Below are 13168 nucleotides of genomic sequence, written 5' to 3' on the forward strand. Positions count from 1 at the left end.
TAATGAAGAAATGGAGCATATTAAAGCCCGATGAGGCAAAGGCTGCCGACATAGCATCACGCTGTGATATCGACAGGCTGGCGGTCGATGTGATGGTCGCAAGGGGCTTTGATGATATGGACAGCTTTGCGCAGTTTTTCAGGGGCGAGGAGCTTGAAGACCCCTTTATGATAAAGGACATGAAAAAAGCCGCCGACGCTGTGACGGCTGCTGTTGATGATTATGAGCTGATATGCGTTTACGGCGACTATGACTGCGACGGTGTCACGAGCACAGCTATTTTGTATGACTACCTGCTGAGCATCGGCGGAAACGTCATATACTATATCCCCGAGCGCTCTGACGGCTACGGCATCAACTCAAATGCGATAAAATACCTGCACGACCAGGGCGTAAAGCTCATAATAACAGTAGACAACGGCATCTCGGCTATCGCTGAGGCCGAGGAGATATACTCACTCGGCATGAAGCTCGTCGTTACCGACCACCACCAGCCGGGAAGCTCACTGCCCCGTGCTGAGGCAGTCGTAGACCCTCACAGGGAGGACTGCCCGTCGAGCTTCAAGCACCTGGCAGGCTGCGGCGTGGCACTTAAGCTGTGCGCTGCGATAGACGGCGGAGATTATTCCACCGTGACCGACCAGTATCTTGACCTGTGTGCAATAGGCACTGTAGCCGATGTAGTCTCGCTGACAGGGGAGAACAGATACATAGTCAAGCAGGGGCTGAAAAGTGTATTAAACACTGACAATTACGGCCTGCGTGCTCTTAAAAAGGCAGCAGGGTGCCGTGAGAATATGAGGGCGACTGACATAGCCTTCACATTGGCGCCGAGAATAAACGCCGCAGGGCGCTTCGGATCGCCGATAACTGCTGTCAAGGCACTGCTCAGCGAGCCTGAGGACGCTGATGTTTATGCAGCAATGCTCGTTGACTTAAACGACAAGCGCAAGGAAACGGAAGCGGCTATCTCAAAGGAGATATTTAGCTTTATTAACGACCACCCGGAGATATTAAATGAGCGTGTGCTCATTCTCTCAGGCAAGGGCTGGGCACACGGTGTCATAGGCATCGTCGCTGCAAGGATAATGGAATACTACGGCAAGCCGACCGTGCTCATATCCGAGGAGGGCGGCGTTGCAAGAGGCTCGGCAAGGAGCATGAGCGGATTCAGCATCTTCAAGTGCTTCCAGTCGGCCGAAGACCTGCTGGTCAAATACGGCGGCCACGAGTGCGCAGGGGGGCTGACTATCCTCCCTGAGAACATTGATAGGTTCAAGGCAAGGGTACTTGAATTCGCATCGCAGTTTGACGAGATGCCGGCTATCACCATAACCGCCGACAAGCTGCTCGCCCCGTCGGATATAAACATCGACAGGATAAGGGGCTTATGCAAGCTCGAGCCCTTCGGTGAGGGCAACTCTCTGCCGCAGTTCGCCATTTTAGGCGCACAGGTGAGAGACATAAGGCCGCTGTCAAACGGCAAGCATTCAAAGATAGCGATAAACTACGGCGGCGCACAGGCAGAGCTGGTGCTTTTCGGCACAGCCCCCTCAGCGCTCACCGTAAGACCCGGCAGCAGGGCTGACTTTATCGTGACACTTGACATAAACGAATACAACGGGCGTGAATACACGAGCATCAGGATAATCGACTACCGCCCCTCGGGCTTCAACCAGAACGCATATTTCTCAGCGAAGGACTGCTACGAGAGATACAAGCGTGGCGAGAAGCTGGCAGAGAGCTTTTTAAAGAAAGTCACCCCTGCGAGGGAGGAGCTTATAAAGGTGTTCAAGGCAGTGCAGGCATCGGGCAGCATAACTGCCGACAAGCTGTATTACCTCTTTGACCCGAAGGTGATGAACTACTGCAAGCTGCGCCTTTGCATAGATATTTTTGAGGAGCTGGGGCTTGTCAGCTTCAAGGCAGGCAGCGGCACTGTGAGCGTTCTGCCGGTAAACGGCAAGGCAGACCTTGAAAGCTCGCAGATACTTAAAAGGCTGAGAGAGAACGGCAACTGATCCATGCGGCAAAGCCGCTCTTTGGATCCGCCGCAGGCGCACCTCAATTGTGCATTGTGCATTGTAATGAAGGAAAGGGTGATATATATGGAGAATAAGGATATGATACCTGCCGCTGAGCCGGCTCCTGCTGCGGGGGCAGAGGAGACTGCAAAAGAGGCTGATAAAAAAGAAGAGATAACCGTTGCCACATCGAGCTCGAAGTTTATCCCCGAGCCGAAGGCATACACGATAGATGTTCTGATACAGAAGATACTTGATACAGACAAGCAGTACGACCTGTCAAAGATAGTCTCGGCGTATGAGCTTGCCGAGAGCTACCACCACGACCAGAAGCGTGAGTCGGGCGAGCCGTATATAGTCCACCCGGTGGCTGTTGCTTATATACTCTTAGAGCTCGGCATGGACACCGACACTATCTGCGCAGCACTTCTGCATGACGTGGTTGAGGACACGCCGTGTACGCTGGAGGAGCTTCACAGGCAGTTCGGCTCGGATGTGGCGATGCTCGTCAACGGCGTCACAAAGCTCGGCAAAGTCGAGATCTTCACAAAAGAGGAGCAGAAGGCTGAGAACATCAGAAAGATACTCCTTGCGATGAGCGACGATATAAGAGTAATAATCATCAAGCTCTCGGACAGGCTGCATAATATGCGCACGCTGGGCTTCTGCTCGGAGAACAAGAGACGAACGATAGCCCATGAGACAATGAATATCTACTCTCCTATCGCTCACAGGCTCGGTATCAGCTCTATACAGAACGAGCTTGAAGACCTTGCTTTCCGCTATCTCGACCCGTTTGCATACGAGGAGATAGAGCGTCAGATGGCGCTCAGAAAAGACGCAAGAGAAAAGCTCGTGCGTGACCTTGTAACTGCCATAAAAGACCGCCTTGCCAAGGACTTTGACCCTGTGCCGTGCGTTGAGGGACGAGTAAAGAGCAACTACGGCATCTATAAAAAGGTCTACCGTGACGGCAAGGAGATAGACCAGATATATGACCGCTATGCAGTAAGAGTAATAGTCAACACAGTGACCGAGTGCTACAGCGTGCTCGGTATCATACACGATATGTTCAGACCTATCCCTGCAAGGTTCAAGGACTACATATCGACCCCGAAGCCTAATATGTACCAGTCGCTCCACACGACGGTCATCGGCAGGCAGGCAATACCGTTTGAGGTGCAGATAAGAACGTGGGAGATGCACCAGATGGCTGAATACGGTATCGCATCTCACTGGAAATACAAAGAGGGCATCAAGACCTCTGAAAAGGACGACAAGCGCTTAGCATGGATAAGGCGCATAATCGAGAGCCAGCAGGAATCAAACGACGTCGAGGAGATAGTAAGGGCGATAAAGAACGACCTTGCCCCCGAGGACGTATTTGCATTCACACCCAAGGGCGATATGATATCGCTGCCGGTGGGCTCGACTGTTATCGACTTTGCATACGCTATACACACCGAGGTAGGCCACAAGATGTGCGGCGCCAAGGTAGATAAGAAAATGGTCTCCTACGACTACGAGATAAAGACCGGCGAGATAATCGAGATACTCACCTCAAACATCGAGGGTCACGGGCCGTCAAGGTCGTGGCTGAATATCTGCAAGACCAACGAAGCCAAGTCAAAGATACGCTCGTGGTTTAAAAAGGAGAGGCGTGAGGAGAACATCTTCGAGGGCAGAATGGCGCTCGAGAGAGAATTCAGGCGCAATATGATACACGTCCCCGAGGAAGACCTTGAGGAGTTCTTATCACTTGATATGAAGCGCCACAACTGCGACACGGTGGATGATTTCTTTGCGGCTATCGGTTACGGCGGCGTACAGCTTTCAAAGGTCATTCAGCGCCTGAAGAATGAATACAACAAGCGCTATGCCGAGAAGATAAAGGACGACAACGAGGAGATAATACAAAAGCCAAAGCGCTCATCAAGCAATTCGGGCGTTATCGTTGACGGCGTTGAGGACTGCTCGGTCAAGTTTGCCCGCTGCTGCAACCCGATACCGGGCGACGATATCGTGGGCTTTATAACCCGTGGCCACGGCATAAGCATACACAAGAAGGACTGCCAGAACTACCTTACTCAGCGCAACTCAGAGGCCGCTAAGGACAGGTGGATAAAGGCTTCATGGGAGACAGCCGACCAGAGCAAGCAGTCATCATACTTCAAGGTGACGCTCGACATAATAGCAGTAGACAGAATAGGCCTTTTAGCAGACGTATCTACTGCACTTGCTATGATAAACGTATACATCTACGAGTCAACATCAAGAGAGCTCAAAAACGGCAACGCTATACTGTCAGTCACTCTCTCGATAGCAGGCATGGATATGCTAAACACAATTATCGCCAAGCTCAAAAAGATACGCAACGTAATATCTGTTGAGAGAAGCGGAAAATAAGGAGATGTAATTATGAGAGTTCTCAGATTGAAGCCACTCAGCTTTTGTGATACGAATTGTTATATAGTCGCTTCCGACGAGGGAAATGCAGCGCTTATTGATGCGCCCGATGATGCGGCGTATATCCTCGAACAACTCGATATTTTCAACTTAACACTTAAAATGATACTGCTCACACACGGGCATTTTGACCACATAGGCGCAGCAGCCGACCTTCAGGACGAAACAGGCTGCGAGGTGTATGTACACACTGATGATATGTACATGGTCAAGGACGGCGAGGCCTCAAAGGGCGGCTTCCCGGGTATAGGATACATAAGAAGCGTCGAGAACGTGACCCCCGTTACCGAGGACACTGTGATTAAGCTCGACGAGATAGAGTTTGACGTGCTGCACACCCCCGGCCACACCCCCGGCTCGGTATGCTACATAACAGGCAGCACGATGTTCTCAGGTGACACGCTCTTTGCACGCTCGATAGGCAGGACAGATTTGCCGGGCGGCGACATGGCAAAAATGGAGCAGAGCTTGGAGAAGATAAAGGACTTAGGCGGTGACCTGACCGTCTACCCCGGACACATGAGCATGACTACTCTTGACACGGAAAAGAGAGTTAACCCGTACCTCAGATAAAGCAAAGCTTTATCAATGCATAATGCATAATGATTGTGTCGGCTTGCGCCGACGGATGCCCATTCGGGCTATGGTGGGGAGCGATCGAGCTTTATGGGTAAGCTCTCACTCCCAATGGGGTACAACGTTGGACTTTAGTGCCTCCACATTCCTTCGAGGACGCATATCCTACGATATGACCGAAACCGTCAGGCTAACAGGCCGAATGGCCATATCATCGCCGCAGGCGGCGATCCCTCAGTTTTGCATTATGCATTATGCATTCTGCATTGACTTTAAGCCGTCTTATGGCGGCTTGATTTTTTAGGTGAGTATATGAAACTGATATTTTGTGGTAATGATTTTAAATACGAGTGCGAGGGCGTGATGAAGCTCTTTATCCCGGCGCAGCGCTTTGAGATGGTGTATGAAGACCCCTCGCAGGCGCAGGGCGACTATGCGCTGATATCCCGTGAGGTCAATGGAGATACTGTTTTCCTTGCGGTGAGATGCTCATACAAGGGTTCTGAAAGCGAGCAGCAGGATACGCTGCCTGTAAGCACTCCTGACTATGATGACGAGTGCGAGATGACCCTTTGCAGGCTGCTTTACAGGGCAATGAGCGCTCTTACAGGCATGAGCCCCGAGTGGGGGATAATCACAGGCATTCGCCCGGTAAAGCGTGTAAACCTCCTGCTTTCAAGGGGCATGAGCGAGAGTGAGATAAGAGCGCATATGCGCTCACGCTACCTCTGCTCTGATAAAAAGACGGATATCGCTCTTAAGACTGCCTGCACGCAGGAGAAGATCCTCTCGACCCTTGACAGCCGCAGCTTCGGGCTTTATGTGTCGATACCATTTTGCCCGACAAGGTGCTCTTACTGCTCGTTTGTATCAACGGCGATAGAAGGCTGTGCAAAGATGATACCCGAGTATGTCAGGCAGCTCTGCGAGGAGATAGAATATACCGCCAAGATATGCAAAAATATAGGCATCTACCCCGACAGCGTCTATTTCGGGGGCGGCACGCCGACGACGCTTTCGGCTTCTCAGCTTGAAGCGGTCATGGGCAGGATAGAGAGCTGCTTTGACCTTGGCCGTGTGCGTGAATACACGGTAGAAGCAGGCAGGCCTGACACGGTGACACTTGACAAGCTCGAAACGATAAAGCGCATGGGGGCAGGCAGAGTGTCGATAAACCCCCAGTCGCTAAATGACAATGTGCTCAGAGCCATAGGCCGCAGGCATACCGCAGAGCAGTTTTTTGAAGCGTTTGACCTTGCAAAGAGTGTGGGCTTTGATGTGATAAACACCGACATAATAGCAGGCCTTCCCGAAGACACGCAGGAGAGCTTTGAAAATACAGTAGATACTTTAATATCCAAAAAAGCGGACAATATAACCGTGCATACGCTGTCTATCAAGCGTGCGGCAAGGCTCAATCACGAGGGGGCAGACGAGGTGCTGCACAGCCCTGCCGGGAAAATGGTCGATTATGCGACAGGCAGGCTGCTTGAGAGCGGCTACAGCCCATACTACCTTTACAGGCAGAAGAACATGAGCGACAATCAGGAAAACATCGGCTGGGCGAAGCCCGGCAAGGAGAGCCTTTATAATATCTACATCATGGAAGAAGTGCAGACGATAATCGCAGTAGGCGCAGGCGGCTCGACAAAGCTGGTGGATACGCAAGGCAAGCGCCTTGAAAGGGTGTTTAATTACAAATACCCGAACGAGTATCTTAAAGGCTTTGATGAGATGATAAGGCGAAAGAGCGAGATAGAGGAATTTTATGAAAAAAAATGATACAGTACGCCTTGAAATAACAGGCATGACCAACGAGGGCAACGGCGTCGGCAGATATGAGGGCATGGCGGTTTTCGTGCCGCTGACGGCTGTCGGCGATGTTATCGACTGCAAGATAGTCAAGGTAAACAAAAGCTACTGCTACGGAATAATCGATAACATAGTCACCCCCTCGGCGAGCAGGTGTGATGCAGGCTGCGGCGTGTTTTCAAAATGCGGCGGCTGTGCGTTTCGGCACTTTACATACGAGGAGGAGCTAAGGGTAAAGCTTGACTTCGTGCGCTCGTCATTTGAGAGGATAGGCAAGCTGCCCCTGCTGCCGGATAAGATAATAGGCAGCGAGAATACCTCACACTACCGCAACAAGGCGCAGTATCCTGTCGCAATGCAGGACGGCAAGGCTGTGTGCGGCTTTTATTCAAGGCGCTCGCACAGGGTAGTGCCGCAGTATGGGTGCGACTTGCAGCCCGAGGTCTTTGAGGGCATAATCGGGCAGATAATGGAGTATGTTGACAGCAAAAATATCCCTGCATACGACGAGCTGACAGGAAAGGGTCTGCTTCGGCACATATATCTGCGGCGTGGTGAGAACACTCATGAGATAATGCTCTGCCTGGTCGTTACATCAAAGAGCGCTGAGAGGGCGTTTGAGGGGCTGTATAGGGGGCTTTGTGAGCGCTTTACTGACATTAAGAGCATAGTTTTAAACATCAACTCAAAGAACACAAACTCTATCCTCGGGCGTGAGTTTATCACCGTCTACGGCAAGGACACGATTGACGACATAATGTGCGGCAGGCGCATAACCCTCTCGCCGGCGTCATTCTATCAGGTGAACACCCCGCAGGCGCAGCGGTTATATCAGCTCGCAGGGGAGTATGCCGATATCAAAGAGGGAGAGATACTTCTTGACCTCTACTGCGGCACGGGAACTATCGGGCTTTCGCTTTACAAAGAGGGGTGCAGGCTGATAGGTGCTGACATAGTGCCGTCGTCTATCGAGAACGCCAAGAAAAACGCTTTGCAAAACGGCATTGATGCGGAGTTTATCTGCGCTGATGCTGCAAAGGCGGCGGAGCTTTTCTACCAGAGAGGAGAGCGGCCTGATGTGATAATCGCCGACCCTGCACGCAAGGGCTGCGACAGGCAAACACTTGAATACATGGCAAAGATGGCTCGTAAGCGCATCGTCATGATATCATGCGACCACTCGACGGCGGCGAGGGACATAGCTATACTCAGGGAGCTTGGCTTTGAAATGACCGACTGTGCAGCGGTGGATATGTTCCCGAGGACTGCGCATGTTGAGTGTGTATGTCTTTTGTCAAAGCTTTCTGAGGCATAGCGTCATATCAAAGGCAAACCTAAATAAGGAGTACTACACATGATAATAGCAACATACAACGTATGGAACAGTGACGCAGGAATGCCTGATAGGTTTGGGCAGCTTGTTGATGAAATTACCGGGATAGGGGCAGATATTATCTGTTTACAGGAAGTGTCGGATCATCGGATGCACGACGAATTTGCGGCGATTTGCGGATACGGCAATTCTCATTGGCAGGAGCAGGCAGGGCTTTCTATCTTAAGCAGATATCCCATTGAAAAAACGATGGATCATAAATTTGCTGCATCGGCTTATATACGATATGAAAGCAAGAGCATACTTATCGTAAACGTTCATTTACCGTGGGAAAGTGCGTCTTTAAGGGAAAAGGCGATAGTGGATATCTTAGAGGGCATTTCAGATATACAGGCTGACTACACGCTTATAACGGGAGACTTTAACTGCTCTGAAAGTTCGGCTGTCTATCGTTTCCTTACCAATGAGCAGTCGCTTTTGGGTGCGGACGCATATTATTTCGATTTGGCAAAAGCCTATGCCGAAATAAAGGGGACAAAAGCACCGGCAACTTTGAATTTTCGTGAAAACCCTCGCTGGGGCACAGTGCAGGCTAAAAATACAATAGAAGTAAACCAAAGGGTCGACTGGATATTATTAAAGAACCCATACCCCAATGAACTGCCTGAATTAAAGAACTGTACGTTGTTTGGCAGAAAGATATCAGAGCAAACACATCTTGCGGCAAGTGATCATTACGGCATAGCGGCTGAGATAGAATTCTGAGGATAATGAAAAATGACAACAAGAAAAATACAGGTCTGCCCTTACGATGAGCGGTGGGGGAAGGTGTGCTGTAAAGAATAAACATAGCGAGGTAACAAATGCAGATAACAAACTACTTTGACAGCGATGACAAGGCGCACTGGCTTGATGAGATAGGGCGCTGTGAGTGGGCAGGCGGAAAGTATCTTCACGAGCTTTTAGAGAACGGCAGCTTCTTTGACTTAGCGGGCGAGGGGGCAAGGGTGCTGATGCTTGTCGAGGGCGGCGAGCTGCTCTCATTTTGCACCTATGCGCCCAAGGACGACATACAGCCCACCGATTTAACGCCGTGGGTGGGGTTTGTATACACCTACCCCGAGCACAGGGGCAGGCGGCTTTTCGGGCTTTTGCTTGACGAGGCGGTAAGGTTAGCGGCATCGGAGGGCAGGGAGGCACTCTACATATCCACCGACCATGTGGGGCTTTACGAGAAATACGGCTGCGAATTTTTACGCACCATGACGGACGTTCATGGGGGAGAGAGCAGGGTATACATAAAGCGCATCGCTGATACAGAAACAGTGAACGGCGGAGGTGTGCAGACATGACACCTCCGGGCGCTAGATTCCAATCTATCGCAGGACACATTGTGAAAAAAGGAGTTGACAATATGAGATCACCTAAAACAGCTTTTGTGCTTTCGGGACTTATTATGTTAGTCGGTGTGACACTGACGGCGGCAGGGTTAATTCTGCTTGATGAAGCGGCGCTGTATACAGCACTGTATACAGCACTTCTCATCATCGGGATAATACTCTTTATATCCGGGCTGTATCTGGACAACAGATATGTGCGCTGCCCCCACTGCGACAGCCACCTCGGAAGGGTACAGGGAAGCAAATGCCCTTACTGCGGCAGAGAGCTTTGAATATGCCCCTGAAATAAATCATTTACAATATCTTCTTGCATTATACTTGAATAAAATCAAACTATGTGCTATAATGTTGCTTGTGATGTTAAACCGACCACCGGTCAGATATATACTCGTAATAAGGAGATAATATATAATGGGTGATGAAAAAACAGTCAAGAGAAATTCCTTTTCAAGCTCGATAGGCTTTGTGCTCGCAGCGGCAGGAAGTGCGATAGGGCTTGGCAACATATGGCGCTTTCCCTACCTTGCGGCTAAGGACGGCGGCGGTGTTTTCTTAGTTACATACATAGTACTTGCGGTGACATTCGGCTTTACGCTGATAGTTACCGAGGTGGCAATTGGCCGAAAGACAAAGCAGAGCTGCCTGACAGCCTACGGCAAGCTCAATAAAAACTGGGGCTGGGTCGGCGTGTTCTCGTCACTCGTGCCGTTTATGATACTGCCGTATTACAGCATAATCGGCGGCTGGGTGCTCAAATACATGACCGTCTACTGCACAGGCAATGGCAGCAGCGCATCGCAAAACGGCTTTTTCGGCAGCTTTATAACAAGCTACGCACAGCCGCTCATATTCAATGCTATCTTCCTGCTCGCAACGGCCTTTGTCATATATAAGGGCGTTAACGGCGGCATCGAGAAGCTCTCAAAGGTGCTCATGCCGATACTGCTCGTGGTCGTTGTGGGTATTGCGGTATTCTCGCTCACCATAGAGGGCGAGGACGGCAGGACAGGCCTTGACGGGCTGAAGGTCTTCGTGGTGCCTGACTTCTCAGGCATGGGCGCTAAGGATTTCTTTATCGTGCTGCTCGATGCTATGGGTCAGCTTTTCTACAGCATAAGTGTTGCTATGGGTATCATGGTAACATACGGCTCGTATTTCAAGGACGATTCAAACCTCTTAAAGAGCGTCAACAGCATAGAGATATTCGACACGCTCGTGGCTTTCCTCGCAGGTGTTATGATAATACCGCCTGTTGTGGCATTCATGGGCACAGAGAGCATGAAAAACACAGCCGGCCCCTCGCTTATGTTCGTAGCCCTGCCGAAGGTCTTCGAGCAGATGGGCACAGTCGGCTCGGTGGTAGGTGCTGTGTTCTTTGTAATGGTGCTTTTCGCAGCGCTAACCAGCTGCATATCTATCATGGAAGCGGTAGTATCGGGTCTTATGGATAAGTTCGGCTGGTCAAGAAAAAAGGCCGTTATCATAGAAACAAGTGTCGCTATGGCAATAAGCGTTGTGATATGCCTTGGCTACAACGCATTCTATTTCGAGGCAAGGCTGCCGAACACCGCACCCGGCGGCTCGGCACAGATACTTGATATCTTCGACTATCTCTCAAACAACATTTTCATGCCGATAGTCGCAATAAGCACCTGCATACTCATAGGCTGGGTAGTGGGGCCTAAGACGGTGGTGGACGAGGCAACAAAGAACGGCGAGCGCTTTGGCAGAAAGCATCTCTACATCGTGATGATAAAGTTTATCACACCTGTGCTGCTTGCAGTGCTGCTGCTTGGGTCATTCGGCGTGTTCAGCTGATTTAAAAAAGCAATATTGATCCCCGGACAGCTTATCCGGGGATTTTTTTGCAAAAATGTCACTTTTTCAATGCCTTTTACGACTGTATTATATGAAACGTTTCAAAGTGAGGTATTCATACATGGATGATAAACAGCTGGTATCGCTGCTTGCAGCCGACCCTGAGGAGGGGCTTAAGCAGGCGGTAAGGATATATTCAGCCTATGTCTACAGGATAGCCTACAGCAAGCTCGGCGATGTCTGCACAAAAGAGGACATCGAGGAAGCCGTGAGCGATGTGTTTGTGAGCTTTTATTCCTATGTGACAGAACACGGCAGCTCTCTGCACTCGGCTGCGGCCATGCTCTCGGTGATAGCAAAGCGCCGCTGCACGGATGTTTTCAGGGAGCGATGCCGACAGGCTGAGACTCTGCCGCTTGAATATGCCGACGATCACCCGGGCGATGATATCTTTGCCGAGAAAAGCGAGCTTATCTCGGCTATAAAAGCCCTCGGCAGGCCTGACAGCGAGATATTTCTAAGGCGCTACTATCTCGGCGAGAGTGCTAAAGAGATAGGCTCAGCCCTTGATATGAAGCCTAACACAGTCAACAAACGGATATCCCGGGGGCTTGAAAAACTCCGGGAGATGCTAAAGGAGGGAGAAAAATGAAAACAGGGCTTAGCAGGCTTTATGACTGCGATGATATCACTCTGGCAGAGGATCTCTCAGAGCTGCTTGAAGACATCGCAAAGGCCGACAAACTGCCCCGTAAAACACAAGACAGGATATTCTCCCGTGTTTTGAGAAAGGCAGGGATAGCAATGGATAAAAAGCAAAGCAGCATAAGGAAAAAGATAGCCGTAACAGCAGCAATACTCGCAGCGGCAGCCGTTTCGGTGACGGCAGGGGCTAAGATATACAACACAGCCATGACCAAGGAGGAGCACGCCGAGATAATTGATGCAGCCTACGGCGAGAGCGCTGCAAGCAAGCTCGATGAAAAGGGTCTTATCCCCGACAATGAGGTGATATGCGATCATCTGAAGCTCACGCAGGAGCTGGGCGCATCTACAGGCAAGGATTCGCAGTTTATCATCACCATTGAAGCCATAGACGACATTGGCTTGGAGAAGATGAGGAATATGCCCAACTACGACTTTGAGCTGATAGCCTATGACCCCAACGGGGGGCAGTATGACAGCCTGAATGATGTACTGGACGAGAGGGGCTGGGGGCGCTTCAAGAGGATAGCAGACGAGCGCTATGAATCATTCCGGTTTGATGTGAGCACTAAGACCGCCGAGCCGTTAAAGCTCAAGGTCATAGCTTATGAGTATATTGTTCCCGAAGAGGGTAATGCTGAGCGTGGCGAATATTTAGGCGAGATAGAGGTAGAGCTCAACAAGAATATCGAAAGCTACGAATTTGTAAGCGATGACGGCGTTACGGCAAGGCTTACCGATATGAGCTATGAGATAGACGACATGGTAGACATAACCGCAGAAACGTCTGACGGAACGTCCGACAGCTTCACTCAGGAGGACTGGGATAACTGGCATAATGAAGTCATATTCACAGTCACAATGAAGGACGGCAGCACTCAGGAATACACAAGAAACCAGATATTGGGCAGCGGTTCAGCCAGCGAGGGCAAAACACGGCAGTTCTTTGGCGAGGTGATACTTGATGCAAAGGACGTTGAGAGCTTTACACTAATGGGTAAAACATATAAGAAAGTGAAATAGATACAGCAAAG

Annotated in this window: 11 protein-coding genes; all 11 read left to right on the top strand. The window is 50.4% G+C overall.

The features are described from left to right. Positions 1–2: 2 nt before the first annotated feature. On the top strand, positions 3–2021 hold the full coding sequence (recJ, locus tag CD05_RS0102245) for a single-stranded-DNA-specific exonuclease RecJ (RefSeq protein WP_028509123.1): 2019 nt from the start codon (positions 3–5) through the stop codon (positions 2019–2021). 87 nt (positions 2022–2108) lie between these two features. Continuing rightward, positions 2109–4430, top strand: a complete 2322-nt coding sequence (locus tag CD05_RS0102250) for a bifunctional (p)ppGpp synthetase/guanosine-3',5'-bis(diphosphate) 3'-pyrophosphohydrolase (RefSeq protein ID WP_242841219.1) — start codon at positions 2109–2111, stop codon at positions 4428–4430. Between the two features lie 12 nt (positions 4431–4442). Beyond that, positions 4443–5063, top strand: coding sequence for an MBL fold metallo-hydrolase (locus tag CD05_RS0102255; RefSeq protein WP_028509125.1), 621 nt, complete (start codon positions 4443–4445; stop codon positions 5061–5063). A gap of 315 nt (positions 5064–5378) precedes the next feature. Next, the gene (hemZ, locus tag CD05_RS0102260) at positions 5379–6848 is read left to right on the top strand and encodes a coproporphyrinogen dehydrogenase HemZ (protein ID WP_028509126.1); all 1470 of its coding nucleotides are present in this window, start codon (positions 5379–5381) and stop codon (positions 6846–6848) included. Next, the gene (rlmD, locus tag CD05_RS0102265) at positions 6835–8193 is read left to right on the top strand and encodes a 23S rRNA (uracil(1939)-C(5))-methyltransferase RlmD (RefSeq protein ID WP_028509127.1); all 1359 of its coding nucleotides are present in this window, start codon (positions 6835–6837) and stop codon (positions 8191–8193) included. Before hemZ ends, rlmD begins: the two co-directional genes overlap by 14 nt. Positions 8194–8232: 39 nt before the next feature. Beyond that, positions 8233–8976 (top strand): endonuclease/exonuclease/phosphatase family protein, encoded by a 744-nt coding sequence (locus CD05_RS0102270; RefSeq protein WP_028509128.1) that lies wholly within the window; start codon positions 8233–8235, stop codon positions 8974–8976. Positions 8977–9074: 98 nt separating this feature from the next. Further along, positions 9075–9563: a GNAT family N-acetyltransferase gene (locus CD05_RS0102275; protein WP_028509129.1), complete on the top strand. Its 489-nt coding sequence runs from the start codon at positions 9075–9077 to the stop codon at positions 9561–9563. A gap of 62 nt (positions 9564–9625) precedes the next feature. Next, positions 9626–9883: a hypothetical protein gene (locus tag CD05_RS0102280; RefSeq protein ID WP_028509130.1), complete on the top strand. Its 258-nt coding sequence runs from the start codon at positions 9626–9628 to the stop codon at positions 9881–9883. Positions 9884–10022: 139 nt separating this feature from the next. Beyond that, positions 10023–11429 (top strand): sodium-dependent transporter, encoded by a 1407-nt coding sequence (locus CD05_RS0102285; protein ID WP_028509131.1) that lies wholly within the window; start codon positions 10023–10025, stop codon positions 11427–11429. A 121-nt stretch (positions 11430–11550) separates the two neighbouring features. After that, positions 11551–12081 (top strand): sigma-70 family RNA polymerase sigma factor, encoded by a 531-nt coding sequence (locus CD05_RS0102290; RefSeq protein ID WP_037322747.1) that lies wholly within the window; start codon positions 11551–11553, stop codon positions 12079–12081. Next, positions 12078–13157 carry a hypothetical protein gene (locus CD05_RS0102295; protein WP_028509133.1) on the top strand — a complete coding sequence of 360 codons (1080 nt, stop codon included), beginning with the start codon at positions 12078–12080 and terminating at the stop codon, positions 13155–13157. Before CD05_RS0102290 ends, CD05_RS0102295 begins: the two co-directional genes overlap by 4 nt. Positions 13158–13168: the final 11 nt, after the last annotated feature.

This window comes from Ruminococcus sp. NK3A76 (assembly GCF_000686125.1).
Lineage (GTDB): Bacteria > Bacillota > Clostridia > Oscillospirales > Ruminococcaceae > NK3A76.